Raw genomic sequence first — 16,770 nt, 5'->3', positions numbered from 1 at the left:
GGGATGCGACGGATGCCGAGTGGACTGATCGCGCTGGCTCTGGGCGGTTTCGGTATCGGGCTGACCGAGTTCCTGATCGCCGGGCTGCTGCCGCAGGTCGCGTCGAGTTTCGACGTGACGGAAGCGACCGCCGGCCGGCTGATCTCCGGGTACGCGCTCAGTGTCGCGGTCGGCGCGATCGCGCTGACCGCGGCGACGGCCCGGCTGCCCCGCAAGCAGGTGCTGGTCGGCCTGGTGGCGCTGTTCGTCATCGGCAATCTGCTCTCCGCGGTGGCGCCCACCTATGAGGTGATGATGTTCGGGCGGATCGTCGCCGCGTTGTGCCACGGTTCGTTCTTCGGTATCGGTTCGCTGGTCGCGCGTGGTCTGGTCGCGCCGGAGAGGAAGTCCCGGGCGGTGGCGGTCATGTTCGCCGGGCTGACGGTGGCGAACGTGCTGGGCGTGCCGTTCGGCGCACTCGTCGGCGAACGCTGGGGCTGGCGGACGGCCTTCTGGGCGGTCACGGCGATCGGCCTGCTCGCGCTGGCGGGCATCGCGGCCCTCGTGCCCGGCTCGCCCGGAGACCCCCGGCCGTCGGCGGTGACGGGGCGCTCCGAGCCGGCGCCGCCCAGCGGCTTGCGGGCCCAGTTCCGTGCGTTCCGCTCCTGGCAGGTCTGGCTCACGCTGACGGCCACCGCGCTCGGCTACGGCGGCATGTTCGGCGCGTTCACCTACATCGCCTACACCTTCACCGAGGTCGGCGGCTTCTCGTCGTCGGACGTCGCCTGGCTGCTGATGGTGTACGGCGTCGGACTGGTCGTCGGCAACCTGGTCGGCGGGCGGGCAGCCGACCGGGACCGCGACCGTACGCTGGTCCTCTCCCTGCTCGGGCTCACCGTCACCCTGGCCGTGTTCGGTCTGCTGGCCTCCAGCTCCGCCGCGTCAGTGGTCCTCGTGTTCCTGATGGGAGTCACCGGGTTCGCCAGTGTGCCCGGCATGATCACTCGCGTCACCGATTACGCCCATGGCGCGGCACTGGCCGCCGGCGCCAACGTGTCGGCGTCCAACGTCGGCAACGCCCTCGGCGCCTGGCTCGGCGGCCTGGCCATCACCGCCGGCCTCGGCTACACGGCGCCGCTCTACGTCGGCGCCGGCCTCGTCCTGGTCTCCGTCGTCGTCATGGCCTTCGCCGCGCACCTGGCCAGGTCGCCCGCGCGCCGGTTGGAGCATCAGAGGTGAGGGACGACGGTCGGCCGCCGGGCACAGATTCCCCGTCAACTGCCGCTCAGTGCACGGTTTTTGGCAGCGCGGGCTCAGGCGTCCGGTCGGCGGCCTGGGTGACCGTGTCGCCGTTCTGGTGTTTCGCCCGCTGGATCTGTTCGTACACGTGGGCGCGCAGTTCGGCGAAGCGGGGGCTGGAGCGGGTGTGCAACTGGTCGCGTTCGTCGGGGAGATCGATGGTGACGTCCTCCTGCACGACGGTCGGTGACGCGGACAGGATGACGGTGCGCTGGCCGAGGTAGACGGCCTCGTCGATGTCGTGGGTGACGAACAGGACGGTGACGCCGAGTTCCCGCCACAAGCGCCGGATGAGGTCCTCGAGTTCGGCCCGGGTCTGGGCGTCGACGGCCGCGAAGGGCTCGTCCATGAGCAGGACCTTCGGTTCGAAGGCGACGGCCCGGGCGATGGCGACGCGCTGCTGCATACCGCCCGACAGCTGCCAGGGGTAGGCCTGGTGGGCGTCGGCCAGGCCGACCACCTCCAGTGCGTGGTCCACCAGTTCCCGCGTCCGCGCCTTGCCGAGCTTCTTGCGGCGCAGGGGCAGGGCGACGTTGTCGCGGACGTTCATCCAGGCGAACAGGGAGCGGCCGTACTCCTGGAAGACGACCGCCATCCCGGGCGGGGGCCCCACGACCGGGCGTCCGTCCAGGAGTACTTCGCCGTCGGTGGGGTCGAGCAGCCCCGCCATGCATTTCAGCAGGGTGGTCTTGCCGCATCCGGAGGGGCCGACCAGGCAGACGAGTTCACCGGCATCGATGTGGAACGTCAGGTTCCGCACGGCTTCGACGTTGCGGTTCCGTCCGGTGTAGATCTTCCGCAGGTTGCGTACGTCGAGCATCGACGGCTCCGTTTCAGGGGTTGCGCTGGGCGCGGCGCAGGCCGTGGTACCAGGCCAGGACCCGGTTCTCGGCGAACCGGAAGAGCAGGGACAGGAGGAAGCCGAGGATGCCGAGCAGCAGGACGCCGCTCCACATCTCAGGGATGGCGAACGAGCGTTGGAACTGCACGATCGTGAAGCCGAGGCCGTTGCTGGCGGCGAACATCTCGCTGATGACCATGAGGATGATCCCGATCGACAGCGCCTGCCGCATGCCCGTCACGATCTGCGGACTCGCCGCGCGGAGCACCAGATGCCGCAGCCGGGCGACGCCGGTGATGCCGTAGGAACGGCAGGTGTCGCTGAGTACCTCGTCCACGGCGCGGACGCCTTCGACGGTGTTGAGCAGGATCGGCCACACGCAGCCGCTGACGATGACGAGCACCTTCATGGTGTCGCCGATACCCGCGAACAGCATGATCAGCGGCACGAGTACGGGCGGTGGGACGGCCCGGAAGAGTTCGAGGACGGGTTCCAGGACGTCCCGCACGGCCCGTCGCATACCGACCAGCAGGCCGAGCCCCACTCCGGCCACGACGGCGACGAGGTAGCCGGCGGCGAGGCGCAGCAGGCTCGGGACGACGTCGGACAGCAGCCGCTCCGCGGTCCAGACCTTCCCGAAGGCTTCCAGGATGCTGGACAGCGGCGGGACATAGAAGTCGGTGCTGCCGGCGGTGGCGTACCACCACACGGCGAAGAGGACGGCGGGCAGGCCCAGCAGAAGCAGGGCGCGCCGCAGGACGGTGAGGACGGTCATCAGGCCACCTCCGTGCGTACGGACTGGTGCCAGTGCAGCGCCCGTCGCTCGACCGCTCGCGCCACCAGGTTGACGGCGACGCCGAGCAGTCCCGTGACCAGGACCAGGGCGTAGACCTGCGGGACGGCTCCGGACGTCTGTGCGACGGCGATCTCCTGACCGAGTCCGGGTGCGCCGATGACGAGTTCGGCGGTGACGGCGAGGATGAGCGCCACGGTGGCGGCCAGCCGTACGCCTGTCATCACGTACGGCAGGGCGGTGGGCCACATGACGTGGCGCAGCCGTCCCCAGGTGCCGAGCTGGTAGCTGCGGGCGGTGTCGTCGGCGACGGGGTCGACGTCCTGGATGCCGGCCAGGACCTGGACGATCACCTGCCAGAAGGCGGCGTACACGACGAGCAGCAGCTTGGACCTGAGGTCGGCGCCGTAGAGCAGGACGGCTACGGGGATCAGGGCGACGGACGGGATGGGGCGCAGGAACTCGATGGTGGAGGCGGTGATCGCGCGCAGGACGGGTACGGAGCCGATGACCAGGCCGGCCGCCACGCCCGCCACGACGGAGATGGCCAGGCCCAGGCCCCAGCCGGTGAGGGTGTCACCGAGCGCGGTCCAGAACGTCTGTTCGGCGAGGAGTGTCCACAGCGCGCGGACGGTCACCGAGGCCGGTGGGAGATAGTCGGCGGACACCAGGCCGGTGTGCGGCAGCACCTCGATCACCGCGACGAGCCCGGCGAGTCCGGCCAGGCCGCGCAGCGGGGCGACGGCCCGCTCCGGGAGCCGCCGGGCGGAGGGCCCGGCGGAGCCCGTCGCGTCGGCGGTGGCGGCGCGGGTCATGAGAACAGGGCGTTCAGGTCGGGCTTCTTGCCGTCGAACAGGCCGTCCGTCTCCCCGAGTGAGGCCAGTTTCTGCAGCGAGGCCATGTCGATCTCCGCCGGCCAGTTGGGCAGCGTGAGCTTGTTCAGGACATCGCCGCTGATCTTCGTGTAGGTGGTGAGGATCTGGCGTGCCTCGTCCGGGTGGTCGGTGGCGTACTGGAGCGATTCGCTCATGGCGGCGGCGAACTTCTTGACCAGGTCGGGCTTCTGCTTCGCGATCTGGGTGGAGGTGAAGTAGGTGGCCACGGTGAGCTTGGGGTCCGTCTCGGCGAACGGCGAAGCGACCACGCGGGCACCCTGCGCCTTGGCGATCGTCATCGCGGGATCACCCATCCAGGCGGCGTCCACCCGCCCGCCGTCGAGCGCGGCCGGCATCTGATCGAACGGCATTTCGACGAACTTGACCTTGGACGGGTCGCCGCCGGCCAGCCGCACCGACTCACGCACCGTGGTGGACCCGATGTTCTGCAGGGTGTTGACGGCGACCGTGCGCCCGGCGAGGTCCTTGGCCGACTTGATCGAGCTGTCCTTCTTGACGGCCACACCGGTGACGTCCGCCCCGACCTTGCCGTTGGAGGCCGCGCCGTTGACCACGGACTTGATCGGTACGCCCTTGACCTGGGCGATCATCAACGACGTGGTGTTGCTGAACCCGAACTGGAACTGGTCGCTCACCACCCCGGGGATGATCGCCGCGCCTCCCTGGGCGGGCACCATCTCCAGTTCGATGCCTCTGCTGCTGAAGAACCCCTTCTTCTGGCCCAGATAGAGCGGGGCGACATCGATGATGGGGATGATGCCGACCTTGACCTTCGTGGCCTTGGAGCCGTCCGAGGACGACGAACCGCTTCCTGCCGGGTCCGACGACCCGCATCCGGCCGCGCCGACGACCGTGATCACTACTGCCGCAAGCCCGAGAACACGCCTCTGCATGGGCCTCTCCTGACGGAATCAACGGTGAACGGGGAGGGGACCACCCCGAGGTGACGGAAGGAGTCGCGCGGACCTGCGACCCAAATGTTGTGCACTTTCTTGACGGCCGCAATGTACACACCTATGTTCGCGCTGTCAGTACTCAGGACAAGAGAGGCCCCGACAACTTCGAAGGGCGCGGCCTCAGCCAACGAGGCTCAGCCGAAAGGGAGTTCTGTCTGTGCAGCCCCGCATGAGAATCCACGGCGCCGTCGGCCCGACATCGCCGTGACCTCGCCCGTCCCCCCCGATGCCGGGGATCCGCCGGGCGGCCGTACCCTTTCCGACGTGCACGACGAGATCACCAAGGCCGCCGAGGAAACCTCCGCCGGACCGCAGCCGCGCCCCCAGTCGCTCATGTTCGCCCTCTTCGGCAGCTACGTTCTGGAGGAGGGGCTCGGACACGTGTACTCGGGCAGCATCATCGATGTGCTCGCCCGCGCCGGAGTCGGGGAACACGCCGTCAGGTCCACCCTCACCCGCATGGTCAACCGGGGCCTGCTGCAGCGTCAGCGCCATGGGCGCAGGATGTACTTCGGCCTGACCCCGCAGACGGCCGAGATCCTCATGGACGGCAAACGGCGCCTCTGGCAGACCGGCGCCGTCAACGAGGAGTGGGACGGCACCTGGACACTGCTCGGCTTCTCGCTCCCCGAATCCTGGCAGCGCCAGCGGCACGATCTGCGCTCCCGGCTCACCTGGTCGGGTTTCGGCGCCCTGTACAGCGGGCTGTGGATCGCTCCCGGTGACATCGACGCCTCAGCGCTCGTCTCCGAACTCGGCCTGGCCGCCCACGTGAAGATCTTCCACGCCAGAGCCGACGACGCCACCGACATCGGCCTGATGATCCGTGACACCTGGGACCTGGCCGGCGTGGGCGCCCGGTACGCCGAGTTCGAGCAGCGCTGGTCCGGCTGGCCCGGCACCGGCGCCGACGACCCGCTCGGGGTCCGGCTGCGCGTGATCAGCGAATGGCTGGACACCATCCGCACGGACCCGAGGCTGCCCGCCGGCCACCTGCCTCCCGACTGGCCTGCCCGAGCGGCCCAGGAGACCTTCCACCGCATCGCGCGACAGACGGATGCCCCCGCCCGCCAAATGGCCGGCGAACTCCTGGAGACCGCACCGGTACAGGTGCCCTGAGCGCCGACCCCACGCAAAGATCACGTGTCGGTAAAAACTCCCCACCACCGCACGTATGAAGCAATGCTGATCCATTCGGTCGGAATCGAGATCAGGGAGTCACCAAGTGCCCATAAGACAGGTCAAGTTGGCAGCACTCCTCTGCACAGCGACGCTGCTCACCGGATGCGGGGGCGGCGGCGGTGACGACAGTTCCGACGCGAAGGCCTCCCCGTCGGAATCACCGTCCGTTTCCGCGCCCGCGTCCACCTCGCCGTCCGCGTCCGCGCAGGAGCAGGAGGCTGCCGCCGACCCGCTCGACGCGGCCGGGTTGAAGTCGGCCGCACTGTCCGGCACAGAGGTGGACGGCTTCCAGATCACCGACTTCCCTGCCAAGCCCGCCGGCGGCGGCACCGCCAGGCCCGCGGCCTGCCAGGCGCTGGAGAACATGCGCACCGCGTCCCCCAAGCCGGCGCCGAAGCAGTTCCTCGGTCTGCTCGCCTACGCCACCGCCGGCTCGTCGGCGGGCTCCGCCACCACCATCGGCCTGATGGCCTACGACCAGCCGGACGCCGAGGGCATCCTCGACGGCCTGCGCACCGCCCTGAAGGACTGCACCGCCTATGAGGGCGGCGTACCCGCCCGGACCACCGTCAGGTCGGCCACCGCACCCGACGCGGGCGACGACGCCGTCGCCTTCGGCCTGCAGACCCAGGGCGACTCCCCCGACGCCTTCGTGGTCGTGCGCAGTGGCGCCACCGTCGTCATGTTCTACGCGGTGAGCGGCACCGGTTCGGCCGCCGAGGTACCGGCCGAACTGGTCTCCGCCCAGCTCGGGAAGCTGCAGCAGGCCTGACGTCCGGCCCGACCGCGGTCATGTCTGCCGCAACGGCTCGTACACGTCCGCGCCGAGGCCGAACGTCCAGGCCACGCCCTCGCGGGCCGTACGGGTCGTCGGCGGCACCCGCAGCCAGTAGGTGCGGCTCGTCCCGTCGGGTTCGGGTGTGGAGTTGACGACCTCGACCATCACCACGTCCTCGTCGCCGACGAGTTCGACCCGCCACAGCACCCCGGTCTCGTCACGGTGGACGGGCTTCGCTCCCGACTCGTCCAGGTAGCGGTCGTAGCCGTAGAACTCCAGCATCACGCGCCGGAGTTCGGCGTTCTCCTCGCCGCGGATCCGCTCCGGGGTCAGCGCGGTCAGCTCGTCCAGGAAGTCCCGTGGCACCGGCATGCCACGCCAGGCGTACAGCTCGAACCCGTCCGCGTAGCCGAGCGCCGGGCCGTCGCCGCGGTCCAGGCGGCCCGCCTCGTCGCGGTGCAGGGCCAGGGGGCGTTCACTGACGATCGCCGTCTTCTCGTAGGGCCACCACCAGCCCGCTTCACGCGCCACGGCGGCCAGGCCCGCCAGGGGGCTGTCGTCGCCGGACTCGAACGCGCACAGCCAGGCCGCGTCGTGCTGTCCCAGCGCGGCGTCCAGCAGCAGCACGCGGACCTGCGCCTCCTCCCGCCGGTCGGCGGCGAGCTCCTCGACTACTCCCGCCCGCACCCGGTCGACCAGCATGCTCGTCGAGTCCCACAGGCCCGCTCCGGTGGCCCGCCAGTGCCCGCTCCACCGCTCCGGGCCCAACTCCGTGTGCAGCCGCGCCCGTTCCGCCGCCCAGGGCGCGCCCAGCACCGCGTCGCGGACGCCGGCACCGAGGGGTCCCAGCGCCGAACCGTCCGGGTGAGCGGCCGTCAGAAGCATCCGTACGGCTTCGCGGGGCGAGCGCGTCCACAGGATGCGGTCCGGTTCCGGCAGTCCCGCACGCCGGTACGCGAACCGGACGCCCTCCTCGGCCGCCGCCCGGTCACCCGGTCCCGTCGCCGCTGCCGCCGTCCGCCAACTGCCCTGATCCGTCAACGCCGTTCCTCTCCAAGTACCGTGCCGGGCCGCATCCCCGTGCCGCCCGGTCCTACGCTTCGCCCGTGGGTTCCGGTGTCTCAGTCGGCGACGACGCGCACCGAACCCGGGATGTACTCCCGCTGCCGGATCACCCGGTACCAGCCCTTCGGCAGGGAGATCGCCGCATGCTCCTCGTGCACGACACGCGCGCCCTCGGGCACGTGCAGCAGCATCGGCCCGAACACGCCGGCCTCACGGATCAGCCGCCCCGGACCGGCCACCGCATGGGCGTGGCCGGTGACCTCACCGAGGGCCAGGACGAGTCTGCCCCGACCGTCACGCGGTTCTGACGCCGCGTCGAGCGCGTACTCCGGCACCGCGCCCTCGGCCAGCGACACGATCAGTACGTCTCCTTGCCGGTACATGGGTCTCCCTCCCGATGCGGCACTCCGTGTGCCATGGGAACGAACGTAGAGGCGACCACTGACAATCGGTCCTGGTCGGTGTGGTGTGCGGCCGTCCGCGGCTCGCCGACCGGTTGTCGGGGTTGCCCAGGAGGCCCCCCTGTTCGCGGCGTTGTCAGTGGGGCTTGGTAGAACTCCTCTACCTGGACGCGGTCGGCGCGCGCCGGGCGCAGGACCACGACCGCCGATCCACCGGCCTCTGGATCAGGGAGCACGCACGCATGACACTCGGTAGCCACCTCGGGGAATTCCACGGCCTGCCGGCCTTCACCTTTCCCGAAGCCGGTGACGCTCCGGCGGACATGTCCGCTCTTCCGTCGCCCGAGGCCGTCGCCTGGCGCATCGCGGCCGACTCCTACGACGCCAAGGAGCAGTGGGAAGAGGCCTTCGCCCGCTTCCTGGAGACCGTCGACACCCGGCAGGTGCGCGCGCTGATCGTCGGTGCGTGGAGCGACATGTACGACAGCGGCCCCGACGAGGTGATCGGGGCGCTGGTGGCGGCCCGCGACCGACTGCCCGCTCTGCGCGGCCTGTTCCTGGCCGACGTCCTGTCGGAGGAGTGCGAGATCTCCTGGATCACCCAGGGCGACGTCACTCCCCTGCTGAAAGCCTTTCCCGATCTGGAGGAGTTCGGGGTCCGCGGCGGCAACGAGCTGGTCTTTCCCGCCGTCCGTCATGAGCGCCTGCGCACCCTGACCGTCGAAACCGGCGGTCTGCCCATCGAGGTGGTGCGCGGCATCGCGGGCAGCGATCTGCCCGCCCTCGTCGAACTCGACCTGTGGCTGGGCACGTCCGAGTACGGTGGCGACGCCGACGTGGCCGACCTGGAGCCCTTCTTCGCGGGCACCCGGCTGCCCGGCCTCAGGCGGCTCGCGCTGCGCAACAGCGAGATCCAGGACGCCGTCTGCTCGGCGCTCGCGTCCGCGCCGGTGGTGGCGCGTCTGGAGGTGCTCGACGTCTCGATGGGCGTACTCACCGACGAAGGCGCGACAGCCCTGCTGAGCGGTCAGCCGCTGACCCATCTGAAGAAGCTCGACCTGCACCACAACTACCTCAGTGAAGCGCTGCGTACACGGCTGCTCCAGACGCTGGAGCCCGCCGGTGTGGTGGTCGACGCCGATCCCGACGACGCCGACTCCGACGAGGAGGACGACGGCACGGTCTGGCGTTTCGTCGCGGTGGGCGAGTAGCACGACGGCGCCGGGACGAAGCGGATCAGGGCAGGCAGGGGGAGGGTGAGCGGCATGCGGTACACGGAGGCGGGGAGCGTCTCGCCGAGGTGGGCGGTGGTCGCCAACGGGGACAACCGCCGGGTGAACCTGTTCGCGGCGGCCACCGAGGCCGCCGGTCATGGCACGCCTCGCGTGGTCGAGTGGCGGGACGTACTACGCGACGGGGGACACGACTTCGCCGACGACGAACTCGTCCGCCTCGACTCCCCCGGAGAGAGCGCGGAGGTGGACGTCCTGTTGCGCGGTGTGGACGATCCGACGCGGGTGGAGGGCTCCGCGCGCTGGTACGGCCGGTTCCTGGAGGGCGTGGCCTCGCTGCGCGGCGGGCGACGGCTGGACGACCCGTTCGACCTGGCCGTGATGTTCGACAAACGGCTCTGTCACGAGCGGCTCGTCCGGGCGGACGTGCCGGTACCGCCGTCCCCCACCTCCGGGGGCGCGGCGCCGGTGCGGGACTGGGCGGACGTACGCGTCCGTATGGAGGAGGCGGGCCTGCGGCGGGTGTTCGTCAAGCTCGCGCACGGCTCCTCAGCCTCCGGTGTCCTGGCGATCGAGACGACCGCGTCGGGGCGCATCCGCGCGACCACGTCCGTGGAGCGGACCGGGGAGGGCCGGCTGCACAACTCCCTGCGCGTGCGCCGCTACACCGAGGAAGGGGAGATCGCCGCGATCGTCGACACCCTCGCCCCCGACGGGCTGCACATCGAGCGGTGGCTGCCGAAGGCGTCGCTCGGCGGCCGGTCGGCGGATCTGCGCATCGTGGTCGTGGGCGGCCGGGCCACCCACGCCGTGGTCCGCACAAGCCGGTCCCCGCTGACCAATCTGCATCTCGGCGGGGCGCGCGGCGACCTGACGGCCGTACGGGCGCTCGCCGGTGACCGCTGGGCGACCGCCCTCGAAACGAGTGAGCGGGCCGCGGCCTGCTTCCCGGGCACCCTGTGCGTCGGTGTCGATCTGCTGCCGGCCATCGGCTGGCGCCGCTTCGCCGTCGGGGAGGTCAACGCGTTCGGCGACCTGCTCCCCCGCCTCACCGGCCTCCCCGGCAGCGGGGCGGAGGGCCTGGACACGTACGCCGCACAGGTCGCCGCGGCCACGTCGTTCACCCCCGGCCACTCACCCTTTCCATCCGTTCCATCGCACACGTTTCCGAGGACCGCACATGCCACCGCCTGAGCCCCTTCCCGACCCGGCCGCCGGGCCGGACATGAACCAGGTGGTGGGCCGCGACGACCTGCTGCTGCTCACCCTGGACACCCTCCGTCACGACGTGGCCGTCGAACTCGCCGCCGCCGGACGGCTGCCCAACCTGACCGCGCATCTGCCGGGCGGCACCTGGGAGAAGCGCCACGCGCCCGGGAGTTTCACCTACGCCTCCCACCAGGCGATGTTCGCGGGCTTCCTGCCCACACCGGCGGCGCCGGGGCCGCATCCGCGGCTGTTCGCGGCCCGGTTCGCGGGCAGCGAGACGACAGCGGACGGCACATACGTCTTCGACACCCCCGACCTCGTGTCCGGCCTGGCCTCGCACGGCTACCGCACGGTGTGCGTCGGCGGCGTCGGCTTCTTCAACAAGCAGGGCGCCCTGGGCGACGTACTGCCCGGGTTCTTCCAGGAGAGCCACTGGGAGCCGGAGTTCTCCGTGGCCTCCCCCACCTCCTTCGAGGCGCAGGTGGCACGCGCGGAGCAGACGGTGTCCGAACTGCCGCCCGAGCAGCGGCTGTTCCTCTTCCTGAACGTCTCCGCGCTGCACCAGCCCAACTGGTTCCACCTGCCCGGCGCGACCCGCGAGGCGGGCGACAGCCGGCTCACCCATGCCGCCGCGCTGGAGTACGTCGACCGTCATGTCGGGCGGCTGTTCGCGGCGATGAGTTCGCGTCGCCGCTGCTTCGCCGTCGTCTGCTCCGACCACGGCACCGCCTACGGGGACGACGGTCATACCGGTCACCGCCTCGGCCATGAATCCGTGTGGACCGTGCCCTACGGCCACTTCTTCCTGGAGCCGTCCGTATGAGCCCCACCGCCACCTCGACGGACACCTCTGCGACGGACACCGCCGGCGACCCGCCGCGTCCGTACCAGAGCTACACGTACGCCTACCCGCACAAGACCGCCTACCGGCCGCTCGCCCCCGGGCCCCGGCTCGCGGACCTGTGGGCCGACGAGTCCCGTCAGTCGCTGTCGCTGTACCTGCACATCCCGTTCTGCGAGGTCCGCTGCGGCTTCTGCAACCTGTTCACCCGGATCGGGGCGCCCGACGGGCTGACGGGCCGCTATCTGGACGCCCTGCGGCGCCAGGCCGCCGCCGTCCGTGAGGCCCTGGGTGACGCGCAGCCCCCGCGGTTCGTCAACGCAGCGTTCGGCGGCGGCACTCCGACCTTTCTGGAGGCGGCGGAGCTGGAGCGGCTGTGCGACATCGCCGAGCAGGAGATGGGAGTGGACCTGCGGGCGGTCCCCCTGTCCGTGGAGGCGTCCCCGTCCACGGCCACCGCCGACCGGCTGGCCGTGCTCGCCGAGCGGGGCGCCACCCGCGTCAGCCTCGGCGTGCAGAGCTTCGTCGAGGAGGAGGCGCGGGCCGCCGTACGCCCGCAGCACAGGTCCGATGTCGAGGCGGCCCTGACCCGTATCCGCGAGGCCGCCGTGCCGGTCCTCAACATCGACCTGATCTACGGCATCGACGGGCAGACGGCGGCCAGTTGGCGCTACTCCCTCGACGCGGCCCTCGCCTGGCGCCCGGAGGAGATCTACCTCTACCCCCTCTACATCCGTCCCCTGACCGGCCTCGGCCGCCACACCGATCCGGGGTCGGCCGACCGGGAATGGGACGAGCAGCGGCTGCGCCGCTACCGGGAGGGCCGCGACCATCTCCTCTCCCACGGCTACGAGCAGGTGTCGATGCGGATGTTCCGGCGCTCGGACGCGCCGCCGCAGGGTCCGGACGACTACGCCTGCCAGACCGACGGCATGATCGGTCTGGGCTGCGGTGCCCGCTCGTACACCTCCCGGCTGCACTACTCCTTCGACTACGCGGTCTCGATGCGGGAGATACGCGGCATCATCGACGACTACACCGCCACGGAGGACTTCTCCCGCGCCCTGCACGGCAGACGGGTCGACGAGGACGAGGCACGGCGCCGGCACCTGCTGCAGTCCCTCCTCCAGGCCGAGGGCATGCCCCTCGCCGAGTACCGGCTCCGGTTCGGCTCGCAGCCGTACGACGACTTCCCCGCCGAGCTGGACACCCTCGCAGCGCGCGGCTGGCTCGACGGCGACCGGCCCCACCGACTGCGTCTGTCCGCCGAAGGGCTGGCCCACTCGGACGCCATCGGCCCGGAGTTCTTCTCACCGGACGTGCGCGACGCCATGGCCGCCTACGAGACGAAGTGAGAGGCGCCCGGTGGATCTGACGCTGCTTTACCGCGGGCCGCTCGCCTCCTGCGACTACGACTGCCCCTACTGCCCGTTCGCGAAGCGCCGCGACAGCACCGCGCAACTGCGCGCCGACCGCGCGGCGTTGGAGCGCTTCACCGCGTGGGCGTGCGCGCAGCGGGAGGACGAGCTGTCGGTGCTCTTCACCCCGTGGGGCGAGGGCCTGGTCCGTTCCTGGTACCGGCGCGCTCTGGTCGAACTCTCCCGTCAGCCGCACATACGCCGGGTCGCCATCCAGACCAACCTGAGCTGCCGCACCGACTGGCTCGCGGACGCGGACCGCGACACCGTCGCCCTGTGGTGCACCTACCACCCCGGGCAGACGCCCTACGAACGGTTCCTGGCCAGGACGTACGAGCTGTCCGCGCTCGGGATCCGCTTCAGCGTCGGCATCGTCGGCGTACCGGACCATCTGGAGCACGCACGGCGGCTGCGCGCGGAGCTCCCGGAACAGGTCTATCTGTGGGTCAACGCGGCCGAGGGGCACACCTACACCGACGAGCAGGCCGATGAGTGGACCGCGCTGGACCCGCTCTTCCCGTTCAGCCGCCATCCGCACCGCTCGGCGGGCCTGCCGTGCCGCACCGGGGAGTCGGTGCTCTCGGTGGACGGTGAGGGCACGGTGCGCCGCTGCCATTTCGTCCGCGCGGAACTCGGCAATCTGTACGACGGTTCCTACCGTGACGCGCTCGGCCCACGGGCCTGCCCCTCGGAGGTGTGCGACTGCCACATCGGATACGTGCACCTGGAGACACTGCCGTTGTACGACGTGTTCGCGGGCGGCGTCCTGGAACGCGTCCCGAGGGCCCTGCCCGACCGGCCGCTTCTGCCGCTGGTCCCGGTGGAACGAACTGGCGTCGGCGCGGCTGCCGTGACAGGGTCGCCAGAATCGTGAACGTGTGAACGTGCAGTTGGTGAGAGGAAGTTCGTGGACACGCAGACCTGGGACGCCCTGGCCGCATCGATGAGGAACGCGTACGTCGCGGGCCCGGGCGAAGGCCAACTGCCCCGCCCGGTCATCATGCCGCTGGTCCGCGGTGAACTGGTCGGCCTGATCTGGCTGCGTCCCGTCGAGACCGGCAAGGACGCGCTCACCGGCATCGCCCAGCTGTCGAACATCGCGGCGGCGGCCGGTGCCGACGAGGTCGTCCTCGCCTGGGAGACGCAGGACGTCGCCGCCACCTGCGAGTTGCCGGTCACCGGCCCGTCGCCGTGCCTGAACCTGGTGCACGCCACGAAGGACGGCCACACCCTGCACCGGTTCCCCTACGCCGAGCAGGCCGCGGCCGACCCGGAGTGGCTCCCCGCACCCGAACCCCAGCCGGGCGGCGAACTGATCCCCCCGGTCCGGGCCGCCGTCGACTACTCCTTCATCCCGCTGGACATCGACCACCCCTCACCCTTCGGGGTCACCGTCGTCCTGATGGAGGAGGACGGCTACAGCGTGCGCCTGACCGAGGCGTTCGCCCTCTGACGACCGACTGGAGCAGCGCCAGGCGCTCCAGGCAGGCTTCAGCCCGCTCTCAGCTCCGTGTCAGCGGCCCTTGCGGACTCGGGCGGCCGCTCGGGCTTCGGCCGCCTTGCGGGCCTCGGCGGCTTTGCGGGACTCCTTGGCGGGGCGGCCCGGGCGGGTGCCGATGCCACGGAAGGGCGCGTTGCCGGTGTGCGTCTTCGTCTCGGTCGGCGGGCGCTTCGCACCGGTGATGGCGGTCAGCTTCTCCTCGCCGGAGCGCACCTGGGCGACCATCGGGCGGATCCCGGCGTCGGACATCATCCGGTTCACGTCGCGCCGCTGGTTCGGGGTGACCAGGGTGACCACCTTTCCGGACTCCCCCGCGCGCGCCGTACGCCCGCCACGGTGCAGATAGTCCTTGGCGTCGGCGGGCGGGTCGACGTTGACGACGAGGTCGAGGGCCTCGATGTGAATGCCCCGGGCGGCCACGTTGGTGGCCACCAGCACCGTGATCGCACCATCCTTGAACTGACCGAGCGTGTGCGTGCGCTGCGGCTGCGACTTCCCGCTGTGCAGCGCTCCGGCCCGCACCCCGCTGGCCCGCAGATGACGGGTGAACTGGTCCACGCCGGTCTTGGTGTCCAGGAACATCAGCACCCGGCCGTCCCGCGCGGCGATCTCGGTCGCGGTCGCGTACTTGTCGGCGGCGTGGATGTTCAGGACGTGGTGTTCCATCGTGGCGACCGAGCTCGCCAGCCGGTCGACCGTGGCGAGCACCGGGTCGTGGAGGTGGTCGCGCACCAGCTGGTCGACGTTGCGGTCGAGCGTGGCCGAGAACAGCAGCCGCTGCCCGTCGGAGGGGAGCTGGTCCATGAGGTCCGACACCTGGGGCAGGAACCCCAGGTCGCACATCTGGTCCGCCTCGTCGAGCACCGTGATCCGCACGTGGTTCAGGACGCAGTCCCGGCGCGACACCAGGTCGGTCAGCCGCCCAGGGGTCGCGATGACCACCTCGGCGCCGGCCCGCAGCTCGGCCTGCTGCCGGTTGATCGACAGGCCGCCGACCACCGTCGCCAGTCGTACGTTCAGTGTCCGCGCGTACGGCGTCAGCGCGTCGCCCACCTGCTGCGCGAGTTCCCGGGTCGGCACCAGCACCAGTGCGAGCGGGCGCTTGGACTCGGCACGCCGGCCCGCCGTCCGGACGAGCAGCGCGAGCCCGAAGGCGAGTGTCTTGCCGGAGCCGGTGCGCGCCCGGCCGAGGACGTCACGGCCTGCCAGCGCGTTCGGCAGGGTCGCCGCCTGGATCGGGAAGGGCTCCGTCACCCCGAGGCCCGCCATCGTCTCCATGAGCTCCGGCGGCAGCCCGAGCGCGTCGAAGGACACGGCAGGCGGCAGGCCCGGAGACACCGTCCGCGGGGTGGTGAGCTCACCCTGCGGCGCGTTGTGAGCCGACGGTTTGGCGTTCATGAGGAGCCTTCCTGGTCTGACGCCCGCAACGCGCCGGGGCCCGTACCCCTTGGCACGGGCCCCGGCGGTGTCGAAGCGTGACCCCATTTTATCAGCGGTGGCATCGTGATTCAGTGGTGCGGGTGCTGAATGCGTTCGCATTCCCCTGTTGGACCTCTGGGCGTCGGCGAGCAAGGGTGGTGAAGCACATCCTTACGTCGCGACACCCGGAAGAGGTCACGAGCAATGCAGACTCGACGCATCGGTGACGTGGAGGTCAGCGCGATCGGTCTGGGCGGCATGCCCATGTCGATCGAGGGGCGGCCGGACGAAGCCCGTTCGCTCGCCACCATCCACGCCGCGCTCGACACAGGCGTGACCTTCATCGACACGGCGGACGCCTACCACCTGCGCGCCGACGACGTGGGTCACAACGAGACCCTCATCGCCAAGGCGCTCGCCTCGCACGAGCGCGGCCCGGACGTCCTGGTCGCCACCAAGGGCGGACATCTGCGTCCCGGTGACGGCAGCTGGACCCTGGACGGCTCCCCCGCACACATCAAGGAGGCGTGCGAGGCCTCGCTGCGCCGCCTGGGCGTGGAGGCCATCGGGCTGTACCAGTTCCACCGCCCCGACCCGAAGGTCCCGTACGAGGAGTCGGTCGGCGCGGTCCGGGACCTGCTGGACGAGGGCAAGATCCGTATGGCCGGAATCTCCAACGCCGACCCGGACCAGATCCGGCAGGCCGGCGACATCCTGGGCGGACGTCTCGTCGCCGTGCAGAACCAGTTCTCCCCGGCCTTCCGCTCCAGCGAACCGGAACTGCGGCTGTGCGACGAGCTGGGCATCGCGTTTCTGCCCTGGAGTCCGCTCGGCGGTATCTCCCGGGCCGGCGACCTCGGTTCGGCGTACGCCCCCTTCGCCAGGATCGCCGCGGCCCACGGCGTCAGTCCGCAGCGCGTGTGCCTGGCCTGGATGCTCGCCAAGTCACCGGTGGTCGTG

Annotated in this window: 17 protein-coding genes; 10 read left to right on the top strand and 7 right to left on the bottom strand. The window is 70.9% G+C overall.

Annotated elements, in window-relative coordinates:
* The first annotated feature begins 12 nt into the window (after positions 1-12).
* Complete coding sequence (locus STRTUCAR8_RS39855; protein ID WP_006382063.1) at positions 13-1,218, top strand: MFS transporter; 1,206 nt, start codon at positions 13-15, stop codon at positions 1,216-1,218.
* A gap of 46 nt (positions 1,219-1,264) precedes the next feature.
* On the opposite strand, the gene STRTUCAR8_RS39850 is transcribed toward STRTUCAR8_RS39855, so the two are convergent.
* Genes STRTUCAR8_RS39850 through STRTUCAR8_RS39835 form a run of 4 tightly spaced genes read right to left on the bottom strand, consistent with a single transcriptional unit; the run spans position 1,265 to position 4,701 of the window.
* On the bottom strand, positions 1,265-2,098 hold the full coding sequence (locus STRTUCAR8_RS39850; RefSeq protein ID WP_006382074.1) for an ABC transporter ATP-binding protein: 834 nt from the start codon (positions 2,096-2,098) through the stop codon (positions 1,265-1,267).
* A gap of 13 nt (positions 2,099-2,111) precedes the next feature.
* Positions 2,112-2,894 carry an ABC transporter permease gene (locus STRTUCAR8_RS39845; RefSeq protein ID WP_006382045.1) on the bottom strand — a complete coding sequence of 261 codons (783 nt, stop codon included), beginning with the start codon at positions 2,892-2,894 and terminating at the stop codon, positions 2,112-2,114.
* The gene (locus STRTUCAR8_RS39840) at positions 2,894-3,727 is read right to left on the bottom strand and encodes an ABC transporter permease (RefSeq protein ID WP_006382044.1); all 834 of its coding nucleotides are present in this window, start codon (positions 3,725-3,727) and stop codon (positions 2,894-2,896) included. Before STRTUCAR8_RS39840 ends, STRTUCAR8_RS39845 begins: the two co-directional genes overlap by 1 nt.
* Positions 3,724-4,701 (bottom strand): ABC transporter substrate-binding protein, encoded by a 978-nt coding sequence (locus tag STRTUCAR8_RS39835; protein WP_006382064.1) that lies wholly within the window; start codon positions 4,699-4,701, stop codon positions 3,724-3,726. Before STRTUCAR8_RS39835 ends, STRTUCAR8_RS39840 begins: the two co-directional genes overlap by 4 nt.
* A 327-nt stretch (positions 4,702-5,028) precedes the next feature.
* On the opposite strand from STRTUCAR8_RS39835, the gene STRTUCAR8_RS39830 reads away from it, so the two are divergent.
* Positions 5,029-5,883 carry a PaaX family transcriptional regulator gene (locus tag STRTUCAR8_RS39830; RefSeq protein WP_267889079.1) on the top strand — a complete coding sequence of 285 codons (855 nt, stop codon included), beginning with the start codon at positions 5,029-5,031 and terminating at the stop codon, positions 5,881-5,883.
* 106 nt (positions 5,884-5,989) lie between these two features.
* Positions 5,990-6,718: a hypothetical protein gene (locus tag STRTUCAR8_RS39825; RefSeq protein WP_006382068.1), complete on the top strand. Its 729-nt coding sequence runs from the start codon at positions 5,990-5,992 to the stop codon at positions 6,716-6,718.
* 18 nt (positions 6,719-6,736) lie between these two features.
* Here the strand turns inward: STRTUCAR8_RS39825 and STRTUCAR8_RS39820 are convergent, their stop codons facing one another.
* Complete coding sequence (locus tag STRTUCAR8_RS39820) at positions 6,737-7,765, bottom strand: DUF6745 domain-containing protein (protein WP_006382058.1); 1,029 nt, start codon at positions 7,763-7,765, stop codon at positions 6,737-6,739.
* 80 nt (positions 7,766-7,845) lie between these two features.
* Entirely contained in the window at positions 7,846-8,172 is a 327-nt protein-coding gene (locus tag STRTUCAR8_RS39815; protein WP_006382043.1) for a hypothetical protein, read from the bottom strand.
* 260 nt (positions 8,173-8,432) lie between these two features.
* Between STRTUCAR8_RS39815 and STRTUCAR8_RS39810 the strand changes: the two genes are divergently transcribed.
* The 6 genes from STRTUCAR8_RS39810 to STRTUCAR8_RS39785 are packed head-to-tail and all read left to right on the top strand — an operon-like array spanning position 8,433 to position 14,343.
* Positions 8,433-9,401, top strand: coding sequence for an STM4015 family protein (locus STRTUCAR8_RS39810; protein ID WP_044473698.1), 969 nt, complete (start codon positions 8,433-8,435; stop codon positions 9,399-9,401).
* Positions 9,402-9,455: 54 nt separating this feature from the next.
* Positions 9,456-10,616, top strand: a complete 1,161-nt coding sequence (locus STRTUCAR8_RS39805) for an STM4014 family protein (RefSeq protein WP_006382057.1) — start codon at positions 9,456-9,458, stop codon at positions 10,614-10,616.
* Between the two features lie 31 nt (positions 10,617-10,647).
* The gene (locus STRTUCAR8_RS39800) at positions 10,648-11,454 is read left to right on the top strand and encodes an STM4013/SEN3800 family hydrolase (RefSeq protein ID WP_086025853.1); all 807 of its coding nucleotides are present in this window, start codon (positions 10,648-10,650) and stop codon (positions 11,452-11,454) included.
* The gene (locus STRTUCAR8_RS39795) at positions 11,451-12,827 is read left to right on the top strand and encodes an STM4012 family radical SAM protein (RefSeq protein ID WP_006382054.1); all 1,377 of its coding nucleotides are present in this window, start codon (positions 11,451-11,453) and stop codon (positions 12,825-12,827) included. Before STRTUCAR8_RS39800 ends, STRTUCAR8_RS39795 begins: the two co-directional genes overlap by 4 nt.
* 10 nt (positions 12,828-12,837) lie before the next feature.
* Positions 12,838-13,764, top strand: a complete 927-nt coding sequence (locus tag STRTUCAR8_RS39790) for an STM4011 family radical SAM protein (RefSeq protein WP_006382070.1) — start codon at positions 12,838-12,840, stop codon at positions 13,762-13,764.
* Positions 13,765-13,797: 33 nt separating this feature from the next.
* Positions 13,798-14,343, top strand: coding sequence for a hypothetical protein (locus tag STRTUCAR8_RS39785; protein ID WP_006382060.1), 546 nt, complete (start codon positions 13,798-13,800; stop codon positions 14,341-14,343).
* A gap of 60 nt (positions 14,344-14,403) precedes the next feature.
* On the opposite strand, the gene STRTUCAR8_RS39780 is transcribed toward STRTUCAR8_RS39785, so the two are convergent.
* Complete coding sequence (locus STRTUCAR8_RS39780) at positions 14,404-15,789, bottom strand: DEAD/DEAH box helicase (RefSeq protein WP_006382067.1); 1,386 nt, start codon at positions 15,787-15,789, stop codon at positions 14,404-14,406.
* Positions 15,790-16,014: 225 nt separating this feature from the next.
* On the opposite strand from STRTUCAR8_RS39780, the gene STRTUCAR8_RS39775 reads away from it, so the two are divergent.
* On the top strand, positions 16,015-16,770 hold a 756-nt coding region (locus tag STRTUCAR8_RS39775; RefSeq protein WP_006382051.1), incomplete at its 3' end, for an aldo/keto reductase.

The sequence above is a fragment of the Streptomyces turgidiscabies Car8 genome, from assembly GCF_000331005.1.
GTDB classification, from domain to species: Bacteria; Actinomycetota; Actinomycetes; order Streptomycetales; family Streptomycetaceae; genus Streptomyces; species Streptomyces turgidiscabies.
This window is presented reverse-complemented; position numbering and strand designations above follow the sequence as displayed.